Annotated in this window: 18 protein-coding genes; 15 read left to right on the forward strand and 3 right to left on the reverse strand. The window is 60.3% G+C overall.

Annotation, left to right across the window (positions count from 1 at the left end; translation table 11 throughout):
* The first annotated feature begins 77 nt into the window (after positions 1–77).
* From FYK34_RS04960 to argS, 6 genes are all read left to right on the forward strand, one after another.
* A complete protein-coding gene (locus FYK34_RS04960) occupies positions 78–497 on the forward strand; it encodes a hypothetical protein (RefSeq protein ID WP_149295334.1) in 420 nt (139 codons plus the stop codon).
* A 25-nt stretch (positions 498–522) separates the two neighbouring features.
* Complete coding sequence (gene trhP, locus FYK34_RS04965) at positions 523–1,869, forward strand: prephenate-dependent tRNA uridine(34) hydroxylase TrhP (RefSeq protein ID WP_149299772.1); 1,347 nt, start codon at positions 523–525, stop codon at positions 1,867–1,869.
* Between the two features lie 705 nt (positions 1,870–2,574).
* The gene (locus tag FYK34_RS04970; protein ID WP_149295335.1) at positions 2,575–3,675 is read left to right on the forward strand and encodes a polyamine ABC transporter substrate-binding protein; all 1,101 of its coding nucleotides are present in this window, start codon (positions 2,575–2,577) and stop codon (positions 3,673–3,675) included.
* Between the two features lie 134 nt (positions 3,676–3,809).
* Positions 3,810–4,718 carry an ABC transporter permease subunit gene (locus tag FYK34_RS04975; RefSeq protein ID WP_149295336.1) on the forward strand — a complete coding sequence of 303 codons (909 nt, stop codon included), beginning with the start codon at positions 3,810–3,812 and terminating at the stop codon, positions 4,716–4,718.
* Positions 4,715–5,554 carry an ABC transporter permease subunit gene (locus FYK34_RS04980; protein WP_149295337.1) on the forward strand — a complete coding sequence of 280 codons (840 nt, stop codon included), beginning with the start codon at positions 4,715–4,717 and terminating at the stop codon, positions 5,552–5,554. Before FYK34_RS04975 ends, FYK34_RS04980 begins: the two co-directional genes overlap by 4 nt.
* Positions 5,555–5,796: 242 nt before the next feature.
* Complete coding sequence (argS, locus tag FYK34_RS04985; protein WP_149295338.1) at positions 5,797–7,515, forward strand: arginine--tRNA ligase; 1,719 nt, start codon at positions 5,797–5,799, stop codon at positions 7,513–7,515.
* Positions 7,516–7,572: 57 nt separating this feature from the next.
* Here argS and FYK34_RS04990 read toward each other — a convergent pair whose 3' ends face one another.
* Positions 7,573–8,217, reverse strand: a complete 645-nt coding sequence (locus FYK34_RS04990) for a HugZ family pyridoxamine 5'-phosphate oxidase (RefSeq protein ID WP_149295339.1) — start codon at positions 8,215–8,217, stop codon at positions 7,573–7,575.
* Between the two features lie 140 nt (positions 8,218–8,357).
* Positions 8,358–10,013 carry a S53 family peptidase gene (locus tag FYK34_RS04995; RefSeq protein WP_149295340.1) on the reverse strand — a complete coding sequence of 552 codons (1,656 nt, stop codon included), beginning with the start codon at positions 10,011–10,013 and terminating at the stop codon, positions 8,358–8,360.
* Positions 10,014–10,750: 737 nt separating this feature from the next.
* Between FYK34_RS04995 and FYK34_RS05000 the strand changes: the two genes are divergently transcribed.
* From FYK34_RS05000 to FYK34_RS05030, 7 genes are all read left to right on the forward strand, one after another.
* Positions 10,751–13,315: a TonB-dependent receptor gene (locus FYK34_RS05000; protein WP_149295341.1), complete on the forward strand. Its 2,565-nt coding sequence runs from the start codon at positions 10,751–10,753 to the stop codon at positions 13,313–13,315.
* A 94-nt stretch (positions 13,316–13,409) separates the two neighbouring features.
* On the forward strand, positions 13,410–14,066 hold the full coding sequence (locus tag FYK34_RS05005) for a hypothetical protein (protein ID WP_149295342.1): 657 nt from the start codon (positions 13,410–13,412) through the stop codon (positions 14,064–14,066).
* A 36-nt stretch (positions 14,067–14,102) separates the two neighbouring features.
* Positions 14,103–14,849, forward strand: coding sequence for a MotA/TolQ/ExbB proton channel family protein (locus FYK34_RS05010; RefSeq protein ID WP_149295343.1), 747 nt, complete (start codon positions 14,103–14,105; stop codon positions 14,847–14,849).
* 6 nt (positions 14,850–14,855) lie between these two features.
* A complete protein-coding gene (locus FYK34_RS05015; RefSeq protein WP_149295344.1) occupies positions 14,856–15,299 on the forward strand; it encodes an ExbD/TolR family protein in 444 nt (147 codons plus the stop codon).
* Between the two features lie 17 nt (positions 15,300–15,316).
* The gene (locus FYK34_RS05020) at positions 15,317–15,733 is read left to right on the forward strand and encodes an ExbD/TolR family protein (protein ID WP_231137376.1); all 417 of its coding nucleotides are present in this window, start codon (positions 15,317–15,319) and stop codon (positions 15,731–15,733) included.
* Between the two features lie 153 nt (positions 15,734–15,886).
* A complete protein-coding gene (locus tag FYK34_RS05025) occupies positions 15,887–16,987 on the forward strand; it encodes an efflux RND transporter periplasmic adaptor subunit (RefSeq protein ID WP_149295346.1) in 1,101 nt (366 codons plus the stop codon).
* A gap of 10 nt (positions 16,988–16,997) precedes the next feature.
* Positions 16,998–20,120: an efflux RND transporter permease subunit gene (locus FYK34_RS05030; RefSeq protein ID WP_149295347.1), complete on the forward strand. Its 3,123-nt coding sequence runs from the start codon at positions 16,998–17,000 to the stop codon at positions 20,118–20,120.
* Positions 20,121–20,162: 42 nt separating this feature from the next.
* Here FYK34_RS05030 and FYK34_RS05035 read toward each other — a convergent pair whose 3' ends face one another.
* A complete protein-coding gene (locus FYK34_RS05035; RefSeq protein ID WP_149295348.1) occupies positions 20,163–20,528 on the reverse strand; it encodes a hypothetical protein in 366 nt (121 codons plus the stop codon).
* A gap of 298 nt (positions 20,529–20,826) precedes the next feature.
* On the opposite strand from FYK34_RS05035, the gene FYK34_RS05040 reads away from it, so the two are divergent.
* Both FYK34_RS05040 and FYK34_RS05045 read left to right on the forward strand, forming a co-directional pair.
* Positions 20,827–22,608, forward strand: coding sequence for an ABC transporter substrate-binding protein (locus FYK34_RS05040; RefSeq protein WP_149295349.1), 1,782 nt, complete (start codon positions 20,827–20,829; stop codon positions 22,606–22,608).
* 21 nt (positions 22,609–22,629) lie between these two features.
* Positions 22,630–23,568, forward strand: coding sequence for an ABC transporter permease (locus tag FYK34_RS05045; protein ID WP_149295350.1), 939 nt, complete (start codon positions 22,630–22,632; stop codon positions 23,566–23,568).
* The last annotated feature ends 15 nt before the right edge of the window (positions 23,569–23,583 follow it).

The following is a 23,583-nucleotide window of genomic DNA, read 5'->3' on the forward strand; positions in this document are numbered from 1 at the left end:
CGCGGCCGAATATGATCGAAACAGGCTCCGCTATGGTGTGGAGCCTGTCGTTTTTTGCACTGCGGAGTGTCTGCATCATGGAGCACCAGGTATTCCTGCGTCAGCTGGAAACCAATGCGCTGCCAGCATCGGATTTCAACCATCAAGCCCACTTGTACGCGGCTTGGGGATACCGGCGGGAATATCCAGCCGCGGAGGCCGCTGCGCGCTGCGCGCACGCCTTGTCCCGTTACGCCATGGCCAATGGCGCGGCGACCAAGTACAACCATACGCTGACGATGGCCCTGCTGGCCATCGCCTATAGTCGCGTCGACTCCCAGCCGGAACTGGTGCAGGACTGGCCGGCTTTTCTGGATCGTTGCCATGACCTGCTGCGGGATGCCCCCAGCGTCTTGGCGCAATACTATTCATCGGAGAAGCTGCAGACCGACTCCGCGCGCAAGGCTTTCGTCAAGCCGGACCGGCAGCCGCTGCCGGTTGCCTGCCTGCTCAACTGAACCATCGAGACTTCCCCAAGCAATGATCAAAGCCCCCGAACTGCTATTGCCGGCCGGCACGCTGGACAAGATGCGCGCTGCCTATGATTTCGGCGCCGACGCCGTGTACGCCGGCCAGCCGCGCTACAGCCTGCGCGCCCGCAACAACGACTTTAAGCTGGAAGAGCTGAAGCAGGGCATAGACGAGGCCCATGCCCGCGGCAAGTTGTTTTTCGTCGCCAGCAACATCCTGCCGCACAACAGCAAGATCAAGACCTATATGGCCGATATGGAGCCGGTGATCGCGATGAAGCCGGACGCGCTGATCATGGCCGATCCGGGCCTGATCATGATGGTGCGCGAGAAGTGGCCGGAAGTGCCCATCCACCTGTCGGTGCAGGCCAATACCGTCAACTACATGGGCGTCAAGTTCTGGCAGAAGCTGGGCGTGTCGCGCATCATCCTGTCGCGCGAGCTGTCCCTGGACGAGATTGCGGAAATCCGCCAGGAATGCCCCGACATCGAGCTGGAAGTGTTCGTTCATGGTGCATTGTGCATCGCCTATTCCGGCCGCTGCCTACTGTCGGGCTACTTCAACCACCGCGATCCGAATCAGGGCACCTGCACCAATGCCTGTCGCTGGGACTACAAAGTGCACGATACCCAGGGCGACGATGCCGGCGACGTGCAGGTGATCCAGTTCGACTTCAACAAGGCGCTGGAGGAGGCGAATCAGAACTTCTCGTCCTGCGGTAGCCAACAGCGCCATCCGCTGGCCGACAAAACCTATCTGATCGAAGAGGGCAGCCGCCCGGGCGAGCTGATGCCCATCATCGAGGATGAGCACGGCACCTATATCATGAACTCCAAGGACCTGCGCGCCGTGGAGCAGGTGGAGAAGCTGGCCAAGATAGGCGTGGATTCGCTGAAGATAGAAGGCCGCACCAAGAGCCTGTACTACGTGGCGCGCGCGGCCCAGGTCTACCGCAAGGCCATCGACGACGCCGTAGCCGGCCGTCCATTCGACCTCAGCCTGCTGTCCGACCTGGATGGCCTGGCCAACCGCGGCTACACGCCGGGCTTCCTGGAGCGCCACCAGAGCCAGGATTACCAGAACTACCTGACCGGCCATTCCAAGGCCAAGCAAAGCCAGTACGTAGGCGATGTGATCGAGGTGGATGGCGAAGGCTGGGCCTTGATCGAGGTGAAGAATCGTTTCGCTGTCGGCGACAAGTTGGAAGTGATTCATCCTTCGGGCAATCGCGTGATCGAGCTGGCCCAGATGACGCGCAATGGCGAGGCCGTGCAGGTGGCGCCAGGCAACGGCATGCAGGTGCGGATTCCCGGCCTGGCCGGTTATGACGCCAAGGCGCTGATTACCCGCTTGCTGTGATTTTCTGTTTCTTTTGTGAAAAAGGCTGCCGCTGGCAGCCTTTTTGCTTCATGGTGTGCGGTGTTGCATGGATGTCGCGCATTGCGGCGCAAGGTGTGAGGCAAGGAGGATTGGGTTCCAGTGCGAGACTGTCAATGATAATGTCCTGACTTGGGCCGCGCGTGTACCTAGAGAGGCAAGCGGCCAGCCCCAGATGCGTTGATGATCATAAACAGAAGTGACGAGATGCAACACCTGGTGTTGAATTTTTTGCCATTCCGCTGGCTTTTCTATTGCGGCAATCGGTAAATCTGATTAAAAAGTAATTACATAAAAAATATGGCGTCCATTTTATTAAACGCCTGAGTCGTATTTGGAGATTGAGAGAGGAAATCATGATGCAAATCGCCTGCCATTGGCCTGACTGTCCCGCGCCTTGTCGCGCCAGCTTGCTGGCATTCGCCCTTCATTCTCCTCCCCGCTTTCGGCATAGCCCGCCCGTCTCTTTCTGAACCGTTCCGTCGAGTCTTTCATTCCGGATGCAATCCGGGGTTGCATGCTGTAACGCTTGAGCATATTGCGCGCGTCTGTCCTGGGTGTATTTTGGCATTGACGCAGCCCTCGCTACGCCAGATTAGGACAAACACGCGCAGAAGAATGCAGTTCCTCGGGATCCCCCATTCTAATTTGGGGGTATTTGTGGTCGTGCTACTTAGGAAGCCTGTCATGAAGAAGAAACTGGTTCACCAAGCCCTAGCCTCCTTGCTGATGCTGCTGCCCGCCGCGGGCGCGCTGGCAGACGACAAGATGCTGAACGTTTACAACTGGTCCGACTATATCGCCAAGACCACGATTCCCGGCTTTGAAAAGCAAGCGGGCGTCAAGGTGAGGTACGACGTGTACGATAGCGACGACACCCTGCAGGCCAAGATGCTGACGGGGCGATCCGGCTACGACATCGTGGTGCCGACCTCCAACTACATGGCCAAGCAGATTGAGGCCGGCGTGTACATGAAGCTGGATAAGTCCAAGATTCCCAATCTGGCCAATCTGGACAAGACGCTGATGGCCAAGATCGCCGACGCCGATCCCGGCAACGCCCATGGCGTGCCCTGGGCCTATGGCACCGATGGCTACGGCTACAATCTGAACAAGGTCAAGGCCGCGCTGGGCGACAAGGCGCCGCTGGACAGCTGGGACATCCTGTTCAAGCCGGAGTACCTGTCCAAGCTCAAGGGCTGCGGCGTGTCGGTGCTGGATCAGGCCAACGATGTCTTCGCCGCCGCCCTGCATTACATGGGGAAAGACCCGAACAGCAAGAATCCCGCCGATTATCAGGCGGCCTTCGAGATGCTGAAGAAGGTTAGGCCGTATATCACCCAGTTCAATTCCTCCGGCTATATCAATGACCTGGCTAATGGCGACATCTGTTTCGCCTACGGATTCTCGGGCGACATCCATATCGCCAAGCACCGTGCGATGGAGGCGAAGCGCAGCTACCAGATTTCGTATGTGCTGCCCAAGGGCGGCGCGCCGGTCTGGTTCGACGTGATGGTGATTCCCAAGGACGCGCCGCATGCCCAGAACGCCCACAAATGGATCAACTATATCGAGACGCCGCAGGTGAACGCGGAGATCACCAACACCGTGTTCTATCCGACGGTCAACGCGGCGGCGCGCAAATACGTCAGGCCGGAAATCGCCAATGATCCGACGATCTACCCGCCGGCGTCGGTGATGAAAACCCTATTCCTGCTCAAGCCGCTGTCGCCGGAAATCCAGCGGATTCAAAACCGGCTGTGGACGCAGTTGAAGACGGGGCATTAATTGACGCAGGCCGGGCGCTGCCGCCCGGCCAGAGCGCGGCGCGCAAGGCGCCGCGCTTGTCCTGAAAGAGGTCGGCGCCGCCCGCGGGTCGACGGGATGTCATGTTCGGACGCCTAGCGCGTCGTGGTGATGCGATGAAACTACCGGATCTGAAACGCTGGACGCCATCAGGCAGGACCGCGGCGATCGCCGTGCCTTTCCTGTTCTTGTTCATATTCTTCCTGCTGCCCTTCCTGCTGGTTGTCGGCATCAGCTTCTCGCAGCAGCAATTGGGCATTCCGCCGTATACGCCGCTGACCAAGCTGGAGAACGATGTTTTCTCCATCGCCTTGGACATCGGCCACTATAAATTCATGCTGCAGGACGACCTGTATTTCGCCACCTATATCAGCTCGGTCAAGATGGCCTTCGTCTCCACCGTGCTCTGCCTGTTGATCGGCTACCCGATGGCCTATTACATCGCGCGGGCGGAGGGGGCGACGCGCAATACGCTGATGATGATGGTGATGCTGCCGTTCTGGACGTCCTATCTGATCCGGGTTTATGCCTGGATAGGCATCCTGAAGAATGATGGCTTTCTCAACCAGTTCCTGCTGTGGCTGGGCGTGATAGACAGCCCGCTGCACCTGTATCACACCAATTGGGCCGTTTACATCGGCATGGTGTTTTCCTATCTGCCCTTCATGATCATGCCGCTCTACGCTCATTTGGTGAAGATGGACCTGACCTTGCTGGAGGCGGCCTATGATTTGGGCGCCAAGCCCTGGCGGGCGTTCTGGCAGGTGACGCTGCCGCTGTCCAAGAACGGCATCATTGCCGGCAGCCTGCTGGTGTTCATACCGGCGGTGGGCGAGTACGTGATTCCTGAGCTTTTGGGCGGCGCGGACACGCTGATGATAGGCCGCGTGATGTGGGACGAGTTCTTCAATAATATGGACTGGCCGATGGCCGCCACGGTGACTTGCTGCATGGTGCTGCTGTTGCTGGTGCCGATGGCGCTGTTCCAGCATTACCAGGTCAAGAGCATGGAGAGCGCGCGATGATCAAGCCAAGCAAGCCTTTGTCTTTTCTGGTGCTGGGGTTGGGCTATGCCTTTCTCTATCTGCCCATCGTGTTGCTGGTGATTTACTCTTTCAACGAGTCCAAGCTGGTCACGGTTTGGTCCGGTTTCTCCACCAAATGGTATGTCGCCTTGCTCAGCGACGACGAGTTGATCGGCGCCGCCTGGCTGAGCTTGAAAATCGCCTTGATGACGGCCACGGCCTCGGTGGTGATCGGCACTTGGGCCGGCTTCGTGCTGGGACGATTCGGCCGCTTTCGCCTGTTTCCGCTGTTCACCGGCATGATCAACGCGCCGCTGGTGATTCCGGAAGTGATCCAGGGCATCTCGCTGTTGCTGCTGTTCGTGGCGATGGAGCAGAGCTTCGGCTGGCCGGCGGGGCGGGGCGTGTTCACGATCTGGATAGGCCATGTGATGCTGTGCGTGTCCTATGTCGCCGTGGTTGTGCAGTCCCGCGTCCGGGAGTTGAACCTGTCTCTGGAGGAGGCGGCGATGGACTTGGGCGCGCGGCCGCTGAAAGTGTTCTTCGTCATCACCTTGCCCTTGATTTCGCAGGCGCTGGTGTCGGGTTGGCTGCTGTCGTTCACGCTGTCGCTGGATGATCTGGTGCTGACCGCCTTCCTGTCCGGCCCCGGTTCCACCACTTTGCCGCTGGTGATTTTCTCGCGCGTGCGCTTGGGTTTGAATCCGGAAATGAACGCGCTGGCCACCTTGGTCGTGGTCGTGGTTTCGGTGGGCGTGGTGGCGGCGAACGCGTATATGAGCGCCCTGCATCGCAAGCGAGAGAAAGAAATGAGGCTGGCTTTCGCCGGCGCGTGATCCTTGGGATAATCCAGAATCCGGCTCAAGGCGGCGATGCGTATCGCCGCCTTTTTGCTTGTTCGGTTGGCGACGGAGAGGATGCCGCCTGGATGCCTTGGGTCAAGCGAATGCCATTTTGTGCGCTTCCCGCATGGATCAAGCATTGCCCGTGATGACGCAGGCGCATACAATCAAATACAAGTTAATTTTCAGAAGCGAAGACGCGTTTTCGTTTTCGCGGCAATTCGTGGGGCTATCCAATGACAATTCATCAACTGATCAACGAACGGGTACAGGCGGCGCTGGCGGCGGCCGGCGCGCCTGACGCGCCGGCCGTGGTCCAGCCGGCTTCCAAGCCGGAGTTCGGCGACTACCAGGCCAACGGCGTCATGGGCGCCGCCAAGGCGCTGAAGACCAACCCGCGCGCGCTGGCCGAAAAGGTCGTCGCCGCGCTGGATCTTGCCGGCATCGCCGACAAGGTGGAAATCGCCGGACCGGGTTTCATCAATATTCATCTAGCCCCTGAATATCTGGCCCGACGAAGCGAAGCCGCCCTGAAAGACGACAAGCTGGGCATCGCGCCGGTGAAGCCGCTGCGCGTGATGGTGGAGTATTCCTCGCCCAACCTGGCCAAGGAAATGCACGTCGGCCACCTGCGCTCGTCCATCATCGGCGACGCGCTGGCGCGCGTGATGGAATACGTGGGCCACGACGTGGTGCGCGCCAACCACGTGGGCGACTGGGGCACCCAGTTCGGCATGCTGGTGGCTTATCTGGTGGAAACCAGCCACGCCGGCGACGCCGACCTGCAGCTGTCCGACCTGGAAACCTTCTACCGCAACGCCAAGATCCGCTTCGACGAGAGCGAGGACTTCGCCAACACCGCGCGCGACTATGTGGTCAAGCTGCAAGGCGGCGACGAGGAGGTGCTGAAGCTGTGGCGCCGCTTCGTCGACGTGTCGCTGAAGCACTGCGAGGACGTGTACGAGAAGCTGAACGTCGGCCTCAAGCGCGAGCACGTGCGCGGCGAATCGTCGTATAACGACGACCTGCCGGTGATCGTCAAGGAGCTGCGCGAAAGCGGGCTGTTGACCGAGGATGACGGCGCGCAAGTGGTGTTCCTGGAGGAGTTCCGCACCCAGGAAGACAAGCCGATGGGCGTGATCGTCCAGAAGAAGGACGGCGGCTTCATCTACACCACCACCGACATCGGCGCGGTGCGCTATCGCCACCGCGAACTGAAGCTGGATCGCGTGATCTACGTGGTGGACGCGCGCCAGAGCCAGCACTTTGCCCAGATGTTCACCATCTGCCGCAAGGCTGGCTTCGCGCCGGAAGGCATGTCGCTGGAGCATGTCGGCTTCGGCGTGATGATGGGCGACGACGGCAAGCCGTTCAAGACCCGTTCCGGCGGCACGGTCAAGCTGATCGAGTTGCTGCACGAGGCCGAAGAGCGCGCTTACGCGCTGGTGTCCGAGAAGAACCCGGACCTGCCGGAAGCGCAGAAGCATGAAATCGCCAACGCGGTGGGCATTGGCGCGGTGAAATACGCCGACCTGTCCAAGAACCGGATGAGCGACTACATCTTCAACTGGGACACGATGCTGGCTTTCGAGGGCAATACGGCGCCGTACCTGCAATACGCCTACACCCGCGTGCAGAGCGTGTTCCGCAAGGCCGAGGACTACGACGCCAACGCCAAGATCGTGATCACCGAGCCGGCCGAAAAGCAGCTGGCCGCCGCGCTGGCGCAGTTCGAAGACACGTTGAACGCGGTGGTGGAAGGCTGCTACCCGCATTATCTGTCGCAGTACCTGTACCACATCGCCACGCTGTTCTCGCGCTTCTACGAAGCCTGCCCAATCCTGAAGAGCGAGGGCGAGGTTAGAGCCAGCCGCCTGCAACTGGCCGCGCTGACCGCGAAGACGCTGCGCACCGGTCTGGACCTCTTGGGCATCAAGGTGCTGGAGTCGATGTAAGCTGCCTTGCCGCTCGATCGCGCAGAAAAAACCCCGCCTGTTTGGCGGGGTTTTTGTTTAGATTGGCGCTTGGCCCAGCGTCTTCAGTCTTTCCCGAATGCTGGCCGGGTCTTGCCGCTCAGCGTCCCAATCCACGCGATGGTAGCGTCCGTGATCCAGCACGTCCGCGCCAAAGCAGTCGCAGCCCAGCAATTGCAGGGTAGCCGGCAGCGCAGCCTGCGCGGCGGCGAGCAAGGACTGCTCGGTTTCGGTGTCCAGCATCGGCAGCGCATCCCAGGCGCTTTCGTCTATCCAGCCCATTCTGCCCAATCCCGCTATCAGGCGCAGCCGTTTGGGATTCAGGCGGAAGAATGTGAAGTCCAGCGCCAGCCAGTCCTCGGCTTCCGGAGTGTAGCGCAACAGACGCTGGCGCACGCCGACGGAGGGTTCGAATCGCTCCGCGTCTCCCAATATCGTCATCCGCGCGGCCGACTGCGCGGCATCGTCGCCCGGCGCCAGCAAGGACAGGCTGACGCGCGGATCGGCCAGCAGGTTCTTGCTGTGCTCAGCCAAGGCGCTGGCTACGAATATGGGGCGATGGCGCTCATCGCAGCAAAACTGGATGGCAGTGGCGTAAGGATAGCCGGGGTATGGCTGAGACAGCGTGGCCAGGGCGGCGTGGCGGCATTGATGCAGCAGGCTGATGGCGAGGTGAGGCTTCATGCGCGTTCCGTAACGGTGCGGGAATGGCGTCTATTCTATGCGCCGCTGTCGCCGCGGCAAGCATGCGCATCAAGCATTAGGCTTACGGAGCAAAGAAAAACCCCGGCAATAAGCCGGGGTTTTCAGACTGAGCGCTTGTATCAGAAGCCGCTGTGGCTGTTGATGAAGCTGTTCAGATTGGCGACGTTCAGGCTGCCCCAACCGGTGGTGTAGTCCCAACCGGAAGTGGCCTTGTAGGCGCCGTTGCTGCCGCTGGTCACATCGTGACGCAAGGACGGGTTGGCCTTGAAGTATTGGTAGATGGCCGGGTTCGGCGATACCAGGCTGTTGCCGTGGGCGGACTGGATGCGGGCCCAGAAGCCGGTGAACAGCGGGGCCGCCAGGCTGGTGCCGCCGATCTGTTGGGTTTGGCCATTGACCAGAACCAGGGCGCCGCTGTTCGGGTCGGCATCGAAGGAGATGTCCGGCACGCCGCGCTTGGTCTTGGAGGTGGTCAGCACGCCGGCGGCGCTCTGCCAGGACGGCACCTTCTCGGTATAGCTGACGCCGCCGCCGGTGCCATTCCACACGGTTTCCGACGAATAGTTGGTGGTACCGCTGGTGTTCACCGTGGTGCCGCCAACCGCGATCACGTACGGGGAAACCGCCGGATAGCTTTGGCGAGCGGTGCGGCCGCCGCATTCGTAAGAGCCGGAGTCGCCGGTGGAGACGGAGAAGGTCTGACCTTGGGCGATGGCGGTCTGGAAGATTTGGTCGTCGGAAGCGGTCATGCCGTCGCTTTGGGCCGAGGTTTCGCATTCGCCCAGCGAAACGTTGATCACCTTGGCGGTGTTGTCGCTGACTGCGGCGTTGAAGGCGGCAGTGATGTCGGCATTGGTCATCGAGGTGGCGACGTAGAAGTTCATCTGCTGAACTTGGCCGCCGGCTGCCGCCAGGATGTCCTGGCTGTCCAGGTTCCATTCGCCCACGCCGTCGGTGTCGGTACCTTGGTCGCCGGCGTAGATGGTGTTGGTGCTGACGTCAGGATAGCCGGCGCCGTAGGTGAAGTCCTGCAGGTCGTACAGGGTTTGGCTGATGTCGCCTTCGGCGATGATGCCCACGGTGGTGTTGCTGGCCGGCGGCAGGCTGCTGGCATTGTAGATCAGCGGGAAGTCGGTCGGATTGTGGCCGATGACGCTGGCGGTCCTGACCGAGCCCATGGTTTTCATGCCCGCCTTCTGCATCATGGTGTGGAAGGTGCTGACGTTTTGCAGGCCATGCACGGCCAGCACGATATTGCCCAGCGATTGCGGCACTTGGGCGGCGGTCACGTTGGCGAAGGCGGCGCGGCCATTGTTGTTGAAGCGGTGCATGGTCACGTTGAAAGCGGTCTTGGCGGTGGCGGCGCTGCCGTCAGCCGTGATGAGCATGCGGTTGGCGGCAACCTTGATATTGCGGAAGCCGTTCTTTTGCAAGTGAGCCACGACTTTTTGCGCTTGGGCTTGGGTCGGGGCGAATTCAGCCATGAACTCGGCGTGGCTCAGCGTCTTGTGGCTGGTGCCGGCCAGCAGGCTGTTGGTCAGCGCATCCAGCTGGGCCTTGTTGCGGACTTTCAGCGTCACAGCGATATGCACGGATTGGCCGGCGGCCACTTCGCCGCTGCTTTGGGTGGAGGCGACCGAAGCGCTTGCCGCGCTCAGCGCGGAAGCTACCGGGTGGGCTTGGGTGGCGGTGTTGACCCAGGCTTCACCGGCTTGGGCGCCGGCAGCGAACAGGCCGGCAACGATCAGTGCGACAGCGTGCTGTTTTGCAAACATGCAAGTTTCTCCTCTTTGCAGTGAGTGGATTCAGGCGGGCGGTATGCCTTTTCCTGATATGGGCACGGTTTGTATTGCGAATTGTGTTCTGTCCGTTTACCCAGTGAGGGTCCCAGTGCTTCGGGGCCATGCCAGCAAATCATGCTGACCAAATATCCATAGCGCAGAGAAGAATTAAATGCCAATTGCATTTAATCAAAAGACATAAAATCGAGGTTAATTTACAAAATAGAAACAAATAATAAAAAACAGAAAAGACATTTGCAAAATGTGACTTTAAAAAGGAGTTTTTGCTCGATTTTTCATAAAAACGATGCAATACCACGGCTCATGCCATGTATGCGAAATGTTGATGGTTATCGAGATGTTGAATGTGGAGATTTTGTGAAATTCGCAACAGTTGCCCGATGTGCGGTGCGGAAATGCAACAAAGTTTAAACATTTGCAGAGGGTGTGCGCGCTTGTCTATTTGTTTAAATGTGACCAATTGTGACATGACATAAGGTTTGACTATGAATTTAAAGGGAAAATTTTATTTTTTAGTATGACGATCCGTGTTCTATTGGAAAGAATTTAGTCGCTTTCTTCATTGAATGTATCTGAAAAGTAAATGGCTGTTGACGGTGGTCATTACAAACTTTCACACTCGAATCACCTTCGCGGTATGACGAATACAAAGAGCCAGCCGCCCACGAGGCGAGCGGTCGACATATCTACAAAAGGGATTTGGAGAAATCATGAACTACAAGAGAAAGACACTGGTGGTGGCGCTGTCCCTGATCGGCAGCGTCGGCTACATGCCTTTTGCGCACGCTGACTCGGATAGCTCCGGCACGCTGGACCGCGTGGAAATCACCGGTTCCAACATTAAGCGTTCCATCAAGCAGGAATCCGCCATTCCGATGACCGTCGTCAAGACGGAAGATCTTGCCAAGCAAGGTCTGACCACGGTGGAGCAGGTCGTCAACAGCCTGTCGTCCAACCAATCCATCAACGGCGCTAGCGGGTCTATTGGTGCATCGACAGGCGGCGCCTCCTACGCCAGCCTGCGCGGTTTGGGGCAGCAGTACACCCTGGTGCTGCTGGATGGCCGTCGCATCGTGAATCAGCCGATGGATGGCACTGCCGTCGACTTGAATGCTATCCCGCTGTCAGCCATCGAACGCGTGGAAGTCGTGCGTGACGGCGCCTCCGCTATCTATGGTACTGACGCCATTGGAGGCGTGATCAACTTCATTACGAAAAAATCCGCCCAAGGCGTGACGATCGGCGGCGACTATCTGGTGCCGGATCGCAAGGGCGGGATTGAGCGGAGCGCTTCCATTTCTGCCGGCTATGGCAACTTGGGCAAGGATAATTTCAATGTATTCGGCGCCTACGAATACCATAAGACCTCCCAGATCATGGCTTCGCAGCGTGATTATGCTCACACGATCACGGATGATACCAATCAGAGCAGCAACACCTATCCCACGAACTACCAAACCAAGCATGGTAAGGTGAATAGTGGTCCGCATGACGCAAGTGGTGCGCCGTTGTGCAATCCGCCGTATTCTGTTCCTTATGGAAGCCAGTGTCTGGAATATTTCTCGCTCTTCCCTGCGATCCAGCCTGAAGTAGAGCAGCATACCGGGATGCTGAAAGGCACGGCTCGCTTTGGCGATCATGAGTTTTCCGCTCAATACGTAATCACGAAGACCACGAATACCGCTTGGTCTGCGCCCTTGCCGTTCGCGGGCGATGTCACCTCGCCCACCGCGCCGGGACAGAATCCGGCGGATGGTCCGTTCAAAGTCTATGGACGTTCGGTGCCTGCCGGGGACCGCGTGGATCAGAGCGATGCCACCACGCAACGTCTGCAGTTGAATCTGGAAGGCCTCTTGCTCGGTTGGGACTATCGTGCCGGTCTGGGCCATTCGGAAAGCCATGTGACTCACGATCTGGTGGCGGGTTATCTGAGCAAGAGCGGGCTGCAAGCTGGATTGAACAGCGGTTTTGATCCGGACACGCCGGATTCCGCTGCTTGGGCGCCTTTTGCATTGGGTGGTCGTATTGAACAGGCGAAGTCCAAGCAAGACATCGCCGACTTCAAGGCTAGCAAGGAAATCTTCCAACTGCCCGCGGGCATGCTGGCGGTAGCCTTGGGCGTGGAGGCTCGCCATGAGACGATCGAGCATACTTATAATCACACCATAGCAGTGGATGCGCTGAGTACGGGTCTGGATAAGACCACCGACGGTCACGGCTCGCGCAGCGTCAAGGCTCTGTATGGCGAAATGGACATCCCGGTGATCAAGCACCTGGATGCCAACTTGGCTGTGCGCTACGACAACTACAGTGATGCCGGCAGCTCTGTTAACCCCAAGGTGTCGCTGAAGTATCAGCCGATTCCGCAATTGTTGCTGCGCAGCTCCGCCAGCACCGGTTTCCGCGCACCGTCCCTGTATGACATCAACCATCCGCAAGAGCAGCAGCTGACTCAAACCGGTCATGTGGATCCTCTTTACTGCGTAAACGGCGTGCCTCAGCCTGGTGCGGGTCCGTCGGCATGCGATGCGAAGTCGCAGCGCTATATGCTGACTGGCGGCAGCAAAGACCTGAAGCCGGAAAAATCGTCTTCCTTGTCCTTCGGCATGGTGCTGGAACCGAATAAGAACCTGACGGCCAGCGTAGACATGTGGTGGACCATGATCTCGAATACGATTAACAGTCTTGACGAGGATACGATTTTTGGCAATCCGAGCAAGTACGCCAACCTGTTCGTGCGCGACGCCAGCAATGACCTGTCTTATGTCATCGCCACCACGCAAAACCTGGGCAATACCAGCGCGGCAGGCGTGGATCTCTCCCTGTCCTATACCTTCCCGCGCACTTCTATAGGTGACTTCAACGCCACGCTGGATGGCACCTATATGAGCAAGCATGTTTACCAGCATGAAAAGGGCGGCCAGTATTTCACCGACCTGGGTCAGTATGATGGCCTGAACCCGACGTTCCGCTGGCAGCACAATCTGTCCGTGAATTGGTCCAAGGGCAGCTGGAGCGCGATCCTGGCTCAGAACTACAAGTCCGGTTACACCGACTACGACGGTGTGCACATGGTTAAGCCGTACTCCACGTGGAATCTGTCTAGCTCTTATACCTGGCATAAGTCTTTGACGTTGACTGCAGGCGTGAAGAACCTGTTTGATCAGCAGCCTCCGTATAGCAACCAGCATACGGTCACGCCGCAAGGCTATGACCCGCGCTTCTCCGACACAGTCGGCCGCGCCTACTTCCTGAAGTTCAATTACAAGATGTAATTCAGCAAATGGAAGCTGCCACCCCGGCTGGGTCCGGGGTGGTATTTTGCGTTTTGTATTTGGAATCAGTCGTTTTAAGGAAGTGAAAGACAACATGGCATATCCCGCAGTTAGGCAACAGTCAGGTCTGCGCAGCCGCCGCGGCGCCGGTCTGGCCGGGGTGATCATATTCCACGCCGTGCTGATCTACGCGCTGGTGACCGGTCTGGCCCAAGGCGTGGTCAAGGTGATCCAGCAGAAAGTGGAAGTGTCGGTGATCAGCGAACCGCCGCCGCCGCCACCGCCGCCGCCACCACCGAAGATCGAGAAAGTGGTGCCGCAGGCCGCGCCGCCGAAGCCGCAGGCTTACGTGCCGCCGGTGGTGAATCCGCCGCCGGTGGTGCAATCGCAAAACGCCATCCAATCGGTGACCTCCGATCCGAAGCCGCAACCGGCCCCGACGCCGGCGCCGGTGGTGGAAGCGCCGAAGGGCCCGGTCTCGGCCAAGGCCAACTGCAGCCACCTGGAAAACCCGGAATACCCGGCCAAGGCCCTGGAAGACGAAATCCAAGGCGTGGTGAACGTGGTGTTCAGCGTGGGCGCCAGCGGCAAGTTTGGCGGCGACGCCAGCTTCAACTTCAGTGGCGACATACCGCCGCGCTACCGCAGCGCGTTCAAGGCCGCCATCGTGACCGCATTGCAGGGTTACACCTGCCAGGCCAATTCCCAGTTGAAACAGGAATTCGGCTTCAAAATGGACTCTGGCTCCTAAGACCAGGGCATCTCAAGACACAAAGGAGTAAATACCATGACCAAGATCACTCGCGCATTGCTGGGCAAAGTCCTGGGCGCAGCCGGCCTGCTGAGCGCACTGCCGGCACTGGCGGCAGAAACCGTCTCCACTTCCAATCCGTATGGCATCGACGCGCTGTGGTCGCAAGGCGACTTCGTGGCCAAGGGTACGCTGATCATTCTGCTGATCATGTCCGCCTCCACCTGGTATGTGGGCATCGTCAAGCTGCTGGAACAACGCCGCCTGATCAAGCAGGGGCATGAACTGCTGGGCCACCATGGCGTGGAACTGCAAAAGGTCGCCAGCGAACTGGCCGACGAAGGGATGTACAGCGCCGTGGCGGTTGCCGGCATCGAAGCCGCGCGCGAACACAAGGGCGAGCTGGCCAACCGCGTAGACCTGAACACCTGGGTGGCGATGGCCATCGAAGACGCGGTGGACTCCGCCAGCCACCACATGCAGAACGGTCTGTCGGTGATCGCCACCGTGGGTTCCACCGCGCCGTTCGTGGGTCTGTTCGGCACGGTATGGGGCATCTACCACGCGCTGGTGAAGATCGGCACCTCGGGCCAAGCCTCCATCGACAAGGTAGCGGGTCCGGTGGGCGAAGCGCTGATCATGACCGCGATCGGCCTGGCCGTGGCGGTGCCGGCGGTGCTGGGTTACAACTGGCTGGTGCGTCGCAACAAGCTGGTGCTGGACAATGTACGCGTGGTATCGGGCCGTCTGCACGCCAGCCTGCTGAACAACCCGACCCGGTAAACGGCCATGGCGCGTTACAAACGATTTGGCCACGGCAAGGGTGAAGAAGACCAGGTGCTGTCGGCGATCAACACCACACCCCTGGTGGACGTGATGCTGGTGCTGCTGATCATCTTTCTGATCACGGTGCCGGTGGTGACGCAGACGGTGAAGATGACGCTGCCGAAGGAGCGCAACATTCCGACGCAGACCAAGCCGGAAAACATCGTGCTGGGGGTGGGGCCGGATAGCCGCATCTACTGGAACATGAGTCCGGTGAAGGATCAGCAGGAATTGCTGGCGCGTCTGGTGAAGGAAGCGAAGAAGGATCCGCAGCCGGAAGTGCACATCCGCGGCGACGCGTCGGCGAAATACGCGCCGATCGGCCGCATCGTGCTGGCGGTGCAGCAGGCGGGGATCGTGAAGATCGCGTTTATCACCGAGCCGCCGAGTCCGGTGGGCGCGGAGTAGGAGGAGGAAGTATGGCGATGAACGTGGGGTCGTCGGGAGAAGACGACCTGATGATGGAAATCAACACCACGCCGTTGATCGACGTGATGTTGGTGATGCTGATCATGCTGATCATCACGATCCCGATCCAGACGCACGCGGTGAAGCTGGACATGCCGCAGAACAACCCGTCGAAGGCGCAGACGAAGCCGGTGGTGGTGCAGATCGACATCACGCCGGACAGCGCGGTGCTGTGGAACGGCGAGCGGCTGGCGAACCGGGAGGCGCTGGAGGCGAAGCTGTCGGCGGCGGGTAAGTCGGATCCGCAACCGGAGCTGCACATCAAGCCGAACAAGGACGCGACGTACGCGCCGGTGGCGATGGTGTTGGCGGAGTCGCAGCGTTTGGGTCTGACCAAGCTGGGCATCGTGGGTTCGGAACAATTCGTGCAGTAACATTCCCATTTTTTGATGCCTATGGCATCATCGAGCGAGAGCAGGCGGCCCTAAGGGCCGCCTGTTTTGTCCGGGCCATGCTACTCTCCCGATTTTAATAATAAATGCCAGAAAACTCGTTAATAATGGCGGGTTTGTGCCGGTGATGCGCATATGAACACACGTCTCTGTCTTGCAGCCTTGATTGTCCTGCCGCTTGCCGCCTGCGGCGACGGCCATGCCGAGGGCGCTTCGGCCAAAAGTGCCTCTGCGCCGGTTGCGCGGCGCCTTAGCAGCGCCGACCTCGCGCGCGCCGAAGTGCGTCCGCTGGCGGCGACGGTGCCGTTTACCGGCTCGCTCAATGCCCTGAGCAATAGCGTGGTGTCGTCCGAAGTGGATGCTAATGTGCGCGAGGTGCATGTTCGCGAGGGCGAGGCGGTGCGTCGCGGCCAGCTGTTGGCGGTGCTCGATACCGAGGCGCTGGCGCAATCGGTGGCGGAGCAGAACGCCCAGATGGATAACTCCCTGGCCCGGCTCAAGCTGGCCAAGGTCAAGCTGGACAAGCAGCGCGAGCTGCTGGACAAGGGCTTTATTTCCCGCATCGCCTATGACGAGCTGGAAAGCGATTATCGGGTGAGGGAAGGCGAGCTGCGCGCCCAGGCCGCGCAGCTGGCGCGGGCCAAGCGCTCCCTGGCCGATGCCGAAGTCCGCGCGCCGATAGATGGCGTGGTGTACGAGCGCAAGATCAATCCGGGCGAAGTGGCCAGCCGCAATATGAAGCTGTTCTCGGTTGCCGATTTGTCCGTGCTGGAAATCGCCGCCACCGTGCCGTCGCGGCTGGTGGGGCAGGTCAAGGTGGGCATGGCCGCGCGCTTCGGCGTGGATGGCGATGGGCAGGCGCTGCGCGGCGAAGTGGTGCGCATCAACCCGGTGGCCATTCCCGGCACGCGCAGCTTCACGCTGTTCGTCCGCGTGCAGAACCGCGACGGACGCCTGAAAGTGGGCCAGTTCGCCAAGGGCGGCGTGGTGCTGCGCGAGGTCAAGGACAAGGTGGTGGTGCCGTTTGCCGCGGTGCGAGACATAGATGGCAAGCCCTGGGTGATGGTGGCGGAAAAGGGCCGCCTGGCGCGCAAGCCGGTCAGCGTGGCGCTGCGCGCCGACGCGGACCGACTGGTGGCGGTAGACGGCCTGGCGCCGGGCGCCGCCGTGGTGGTGGGCGAATTGATGGGCAGCAAGGTGGGCGACGCCGTCAGCCTGCCGGCGGCCCGGACCTGAGGAGCGTGCCATGTGGCTGACCCGCGTAAGCGTGCGCAATCCCTATTTCGCCGCCGTATTGATGATGACGTTGATGGTGTTGGGCCTGTTCTCCTGGCAGAAACTGCCGGTGGAGGAGATGCCTGACATCCGCCTGCCCATCGCGGTGATTTATACGCCGTATAACGGCGCTTCGCCGGAGGTGGTGGAGAGCGAGGTGAGCAAGCCGCTGGAGGAAGCGTTGAACTCCGTCAACGGCATCAAGGAGATGCGTTCTTACTCCTCCGAAGGCAGCTCCTTCGTGGTGGTGGAGTTTGAACTGTCCGTCGATCCGGCCTCCGCCTTGCAGAGCGTGCGCGACAAGGTGGCTTCGGTGCAGGGGTCATTCCGGCGCGAAATCGGCACCCCTACCGTGTCTCAGGTGGACCCCAACGATAACCCCATGATGTCGCTCTCCTTGTCCTCCGATCTGATCAGCCCGCGCGAGCTGAGCAGCTGGGCGGACAATGTGCTGAAAAAACGCCTGCAGATGGTGGGCGGGGTAGGCGATGTCAGCCTGATCGGCGCGGTGAGACGCGAGATCCGCGTCGATATCGACCCGGTTCGGCTGGAGGCTTCCGGCCTGGCGTTGACCGATGTGGCCGATGCGGTCAAGGCCGCCAATCAGGACTTCCCGGCCGGCAATGTCTCCACCGCGCACAAGGAGTGGGCCATCCGCGTTTCCGGCAAGTTGAAGTCCGCCGACGACTTTGCCGCGCTGGCGGTGGGCTACCGCAACGGCACGCCGATACGGCTGGACGATATCGCCACCGTGGCCGACACGGTGGCGGAACAGGACAGCGTGTCGCTGGTGGACGGCAAGCCGGGTCTGGGCATAGATATCAAGGCGGCGCGCGGCTCCAACGAGGTAGAGGTGGCGGCGGGGGTGAAGAAGCTGCTGGCCAGTATGAAGGGCGAAATGCCGCCTGGTTTGAAGCTGCGCTTCACCAGCGATAGCTCGGAAGATGTGAAGAAGGCCGTGCATGGCGTGGAGTCCATGCTGCTGGAGGGCGCGGGCCTGACGATTTTGATCGTCTTCCTGTTCCTGGGCAGCTGGCGCAGCACGGTGATTACCGGCCTGACCTTGCCGGTCGCGCTGGTGGGCACCTTGTTTGCCATCCAGGTGCTGGGTTTCTCGCTGAATGTGCTGACGCTGCTGGCCTTGTCCTTGTCCATCGGCCTGTTGATAGACGACGCCATCGTGGTGCGCGAGAACATCGTGCGCCATGCCGCCTTGGGCAAGAGCCACTACCAGGCGGCGCTGGATGGCACCAATGAGATTGGCCTGGCGGTGCTGGCCACCACGCTGACCGTGGTGGCGGTATTCCTGCCCATGGGCTTCATGGATGGCATCATCGGCCGCTTTTTCCACCAGTTCGGCCTGACCGTGGCGGTGGCGGTGCTGATCTCGATGTTCGTCAGCTTCACTCTGGACCCGATGCTGTCGTCGATCTGGCACGACCCGCACCATCATGGCGATCACCATCGCGGCCCCTTGGGCCGCATGCTGGACTGGTTTGAAACGTCGCTGGACCGGCTGGCCGACCGTTACGCCGCCGCGATAGGCTGGGTGCTGCGCTACCGCAAGACCACGCTCGCCCTGGCCTTGGGTTTCACCGCGGCCTGTTTCTTGCTGGCCACCAGCATAGGCGGCGAATTCATTCCCGAGACCGACAACGGCAAGATAGACGTGTCCTATCAGACCGCGCCCGGCTCGTCGCTGGAATATACGACGCAGAAAGGCCAGGAGCTGGCCAATGTCTTAAGCGGCATCAAGGAGATCAAATCCATTTCCCTGAATGTCGGCGCGGGCAATTTTGGCGCGGGCAAAAACGATGGTTCGCTGACGCTGGACATCGGCGATAAATCCACCCGCCAGCGCAAGCTGCACGACGTGATAGAGGATGCGCGCCGCCGCGTGATGCCGGTGGCGGGCGTGCGGATCAAGTCCGTGGCCAATAGCGACCAGCAGGGCAAGCCCATTTTCATCGGCCTGCGCGGCGCCAATCTGGCGGAGCTGGAGGATGTGTCGCGCGAGGTCATGGCCAAGATAGGCAAGGTCAAGGGCGTCAAGGACATCGAGTCGAATCTGACCGAGGGCGACCCCTCGCTGAGCCTGAGTCTGAAGCGCGACGCCGCCTTGAGCCTGGGCGTGGATCTCAATCGAGTGGGGAATCTCTTGTCCATGTTGCTGGCCGGCAACGTGGTCACCACCTGGGAGGCGCCGGACGGCGAGAACTACGATGTGCGTCTGCGCGTGCCCAAGGAGGAGCGCAGCCAGGAGCTGCTGGATCAGCTCAAGGTGGCCGGCAATCATGACGTCAACGGCGCGGCGCAGATGGTGCCCTTGTCGACGCTGATTGAAACCAAGCAGGGGGTCAGCCCGCGCCAGATCAAGCGCACCAATATGATGCGCGAGATCGGCATCAGCGCCAACGTGGAGGGGCGTGACGTCGGCTCCGCCATGTCGGACGTGGACAAGGTGTTGGATGGCATTCAACTGCCGCCGGGCGTGCAGCGCATGCACCGCGGCCAGCAGAAGGACATGGAAGAAACCGTAGGCAGCGCGCTGCGCGCGCTGGGCCTGGGCGTGATCTTCATCTATCTGATCCTGGCGGCGCAATTCCGCAGCTTCACCATGCCGGTGACCATCATGATGGCGCTGCCGCTGGCCTTTGGCGGCGTGTTCGTGGCGCTGTTCCTGTGGGGGTCCACCATCAATATGTTCTCCATCATCGGCATCATCATGCTGATGGGCCTGGTGGCGAAGAACGGCATTTTGCTGGTGGACTTCATCAACCGGGCGCGGGCGGATGGCATGTCGCGCGAGGCGGCCATCATGGAGGCGGGGCGCGTGCGTCTGCGCCCCATCATGATGACCAGCCTGGCGATGATTTTCGGCATGCTGCCGCTGGCCCTGGGGACCGGCGAGGGCGCGGAGAGCAACCGGCCGATGGCGCATGCCATCATCGGCGGTTTGACGACGTCCACGCTACTGACCTTGCTGGTGGTGCCGGTGGTTTACACCTATATGGACAGCCTGCGCGGACGCATCCGCAAACTGCTGAGCCGGCGCAAGCCCTTGCTGGCCGTGCCGGCGAAAGAGGGGAGTTAAAGGCAGGCAGCGAACCGTAGCCGGCAGCGCCGGCTACGGATTTTATTTTTTGGCGGGCGCCACGCAGTCGTTGCCGTCAAAGCTGACGGACTGGACCTGATGGGTCTTGGGGTCGATCACGAAATTGGTGGTGCAGCTGTAATAAACCGAGCCGCCGCCGCTGATGCCCCACGGCGCGTAGAAGCTGCCCTGCATCGGCATGTCCTGGCTGTAAGCGCTGCGGTAGGTGTAGAGCAGCTTGCCGTTGGGCATGGTCATCTGTCCGGTGGGCGCCCCCCAGGTGGCCAACAGTTCGTTGGCGTCCCGGCCTTGCCAGGCGGTGACCTTCTGGGCATAGCCCTGCTGGGTGGCGCAGCCGGCCAGCGCGACAAGAGCGGCGCAGGCAGCGATGAGCTTAATCGTTTTCATCGTCATTTCCTCGCGTGAATGGACTGTATTCATTATTCATAGGCATGGCATCATGCAGGAAGTTCATGTTGCTTTGCTTTGACGGCCAGAATTCTACGATGGCCGCGCCGCGCGGCGGTGTCAATCGGCGTTGTTTCGAGTGATGCCGCAGTGTGTTAACAAGCGTGTGAACGCACGCAAAAACAGCGGGAACACCCGCGATCATGATCGGCGGCCTTGTCGCCGGTCGAGGGGAAACCAGGCTGGGAAGCCAGACCGGATTCAGCTCCGGACCAGCCTGACAACAAAGGAGGAGATCATGCGCCTGAAGAAAAGCTTCGCGCTGGCCATGATGCTGGGCAGCCTGCTGCCCGCCGCCCATGCGGAGAAGGTGCTGCATGTGGCATTCAACGCGCCCGAAACGGGCTTCGACCCGGCCAAAGTGTCCGATGTCTATTCGGCAGCTGTGATCGAGCATATCTATGATCCGTTGCTGACCTTTGATTATCTGGCCCGTCCGGTCAAGGTGATACCCAATGTCACCACCGCCATGCCGACCGTCAGCGCGGACGGCCTGACCTATACCTTCCATCTGAAGAAGGGCATCTATTTCGCGCCGGATCCGGCCTTCAAGGGCAAGAAGCGCGAGCTGACTGCCGCTGATTATGTCTATTCCATCAAGCGCCTGTCCGATCCCGCCGTGGCGTCGCCGCTCAGCGACACCTTCACCGGCAAGCTGGTGGGCCTGGGGGACTTGGTCAAGAAAGCCGCCAAGGGCAAGTTCGATTACGACACGCCTATCGACGGCGTGAAGGCGCTGGACCGCTATACCTTGCAGTTGAAATTCAAGCAGCCTTTCCCATCCTTGCCCTTTGTGCTGGCCGGCAGCTGGGTGGAGGCGCAGGCGCGCGAGGTGATCGACGCCTACGGCGACAATAGCAACGCGCACCCGGTGGGCACCGGCCCCTATATGCTGAAGGATTGGAAACCGGGCAACAGCATCAGCCTGGTGCGCAACCCCAATTTCCGTCAGGAAACCTTCCATTACACCGCGGGCACGGACGCCAAGGATCAGAAGATCGCGCGCGAGATGAACGGCAAGCGCTATCCGCAGATTGACCGCATCGAAGTGGCGGTGATCCAGGAGGAGCAGCCGACGTGGCTGGCGTTCAAGAGCGGCGAGCTGGATGTCTTGTCGGGCAATCCCAGTATTCCTCAGCCTTTGATTCGCGAGGTACTGCGCATGGATCCCAGCAATCCGGCGCGCGCGGAGTTGAAGTCGGAATACCGTGATCGCGGCATCCAATTGAGCCGAAGCCTGGAGGAAGGGGTCACCTTCTATGCCTTTAATATGAAGGATCCGATGGTGGGCGGCTACGGCAAGGACAGGATCGCCTTGCGCCGGGCCATTTCCATGGCCTTCAACAATGCGGAAACCATACGCGACATCCGCCGCAACCAGGCGGTGCAGATGCAGTACATCATTCCGCCCAATGTATCTGGCCACAACCCGAATTTCCGCGGCGCCTACCCGTTCAACCCGCCCTTGGCCAACGCCTTGCTGGATCAGGCGGGCTACAAGATAGGCGCGGACGGCTACCGCCATCAGCCTGACGGCAAGCCGCTGACGGTGGACTACCTGACCGGCCCCACCGCCATCGACAAGCAATGGAATGAGTACTGGCAGAAAGCCTTTGATCGCATCAAGGTACGGGTCAATTTCCGCGTGATGCAGTGGAACGAGCAGGTCAAGGCACTGCGTGATTGCAAGTATGGGCTGGTGGGCGGCGCCTGGAGCGCGGACTACCCGGATGGCGACAACTTCACCCAGCTGCTCTACGGACCGAATACCGGCGGCAGCAATTACTCGTGCTATCAATCTTCCCGCTATGACCGCCTCTACGAGCAATCCCGCGTGTTGCCGGACGGGCCGGAACGCAATCGTCTCTACGACGAGATGAACAAGGTGGTGATGGGGGACACGCCCTGGATGTTCAGTGATGTCCGTTATGTCAATGGCATTGCTCAGCCCTGGGTGCGCGGCTTCAAGGTCCATCCTAATTTCAACGCCATCTGGCGCTTCCTGGACGTGCAGAAATAAGCGGCAAACGAGGAGAGAAACATGTCTGCATTCATCGTACGCCGGCTGCTGCAAATGATCCCGACCCTGTTCGGGGTGATGCTGCTGGTTTTCACACTGTTCACCCTGGTGGGCGGCGACCCGTCGCTGGTGCTGGCGGGTAAGCACATGACGGCTGAAGTGCTGGCGAATATCCGCGCCCAGCTGGGCCTGGACAAGAGCCTGCCGCAGCAGTTCCTGGTATTCGTGCATCAGGTGCTGACCCTGGATTTCGGCACGTCGTGGTCTACCCAGCAGCCGGTGTCGGACATCCTGAAGAGCCGGGTCGGCCCGTCTCTGACCCTGACCGGCGCCATGCTGGTGGTGGATCTGGCCATCGCCATTCCGCTGGCCGCGCTGGTAGCCTATTTTCGCGGCGGTCTGACCGATCACATCATCACCATCATCTGCACGGTGGCGATGTCGATCAGCGCGCTGATCTACATCATCGCCGGCCAGTTCTATCTTGGCTTCAAACTGGGCTGGTTCCCGGTGCGCGGCTGGGGCGACTCGTTCTGGGTCAATCTATTCGTCTACGTGCCGCTGCCGCTGTTGATGGGCCTGATGGTGTCGCTGGGGCCGGATATCCGCTTCTACCGCAGCTTCTTCGTCGAGGAGTTGGGCCAGGACTACGTTCGCACCGCGCGCGCCAAGGGCCTGTCCGAACGCCAGATCATGTTGAAGCACGTACTGCGCAACGCGCTGATCCCGGTGGTGACCAGCATCATGATGTCCTTGCCCTATCTCTTGCTGGGCGCGCTGGTGCTGGAAAGTTTCTTCGGCATTCCCGGCATGGGCAATGAAGTGATCCAGGCGGTTAATAAGAGCGACTTCCCGGTGATCAAGGCCATCACCATCTACATCGCCATCGCCACCATGGTGTTCAATCTGCTGGGCGACCTGGTCTACAAGTGGATTGATCCGCGTGTGCAACTGAAGTGAGCGGGGGAGAACAAT

This window comes from Chromobacterium paludis (assembly GCF_008275125.1).
GTDB lineage: Bacteria > Pseudomonadota > Gammaproteobacteria > Burkholderiales > Chromobacteriaceae > Chromobacterium > Chromobacterium paludis.

Coding starts and splice junctions, on each gene's coding strand:
- FYK34_RS04960 (WP_149295334.1), top strand. CDS start 78: ATGGAGCACCAGGTATTCCTGCGTCAGCTGGAAACCAATGCGCTGCCA.
- FYK34_RS04970 (WP_149295335.1), top strand. CDS start 2,575: ATGAAGAAGAAACTGGTTCACCAAGCCCTAGCCTCCTTGCTGATGCTG.
- FYK34_RS04975 (WP_149295336.1), top strand. CDS start 3,810: ATGAAACTACCGGATCTGAAACGCTGGACGCCATCAGGCAGGACCGCG.
- FYK34_RS04980 (WP_149295337.1), top strand. CDS start 4,715: ATGATCAAGCCAAGCAAGCCTTTGTCTTTTCTGGTGCTGGGGTTGGGC.
- argS (WP_149295338.1), top strand. CDS start 5,797: ATGACAATTCATCAACTGATCAACGAACGGGTACAGGCGGCGCTGGCG.
- FYK34_RS04990 (WP_149295339.1), bottom strand. CDS start 8,217: ATGAAGCCTCACCTCGCCATCAGCCTGCTGCATCAATGCCGCCACGCC.
- FYK34_RS04995 (WP_149295340.1), bottom strand. CDS start 10,013: ATGTTTGCAAAACAGCACGCTGTCGCACTGATCGTTGCCGGCCTGTTC.
- FYK34_RS05000 (WP_149295341.1), top strand. CDS start 10,751: ATGAACTACAAGAGAAAGACACTGGTGGTGGCGCTGTCCCTGATCGGC.
- FYK34_RS05005 (WP_149295342.1), top strand. CDS start 13,410: ATGGCATATCCCGCAGTTAGGCAACAGTCAGGTCTGCGCAGCCGCCGC.
- FYK34_RS05010 (WP_149295343.1), top strand. CDS start 14,103: ATGACCAAGATCACTCGCGCATTGCTGGGCAAAGTCCTGGGCGCAGCC.
- FYK34_RS05015 (WP_149295344.1), top strand. CDS start 14,856: ATGGCGCGTTACAAACGATTTGGCCACGGCAAGGGTGAAGAAGACCAG.
- FYK34_RS05020 (WP_231137376.1), top strand. CDS start 15,317: ATGAACGTGGGGTCGTCGGGAGAAGACGACCTGATGATGGAAATCAAC.
- FYK34_RS05025 (WP_149295346.1), top strand. CDS start 15,887: ATGAACACACGTCTCTGTCTTGCAGCCTTGATTGTCCTGCCGCTTGCC.
- FYK34_RS05030 (WP_149295347.1), top strand. CDS start 16,998: ATGTGGCTGACCCGCGTAAGCGTGCGCAATCCCTATTTCGCCGCCGTA.
- FYK34_RS05035 (WP_149295348.1), bottom strand. CDS start 20,528: ATGAAAACGATTAAGCTCATCGCTGCCTGCGCCGCTCTTGTCGCGCTG.
- FYK34_RS05040 (WP_149295349.1), top strand. CDS start 20,827: ATGCGCCTGAAGAAAAGCTTCGCGCTGGCCATGATGCTGGGCAGCCTG.
- FYK34_RS05045 (WP_149295350.1), top strand. CDS start 22,630: ATGTCTGCATTCATCGTACGCCGGCTGCTGCAAATGATCCCGACCCTG.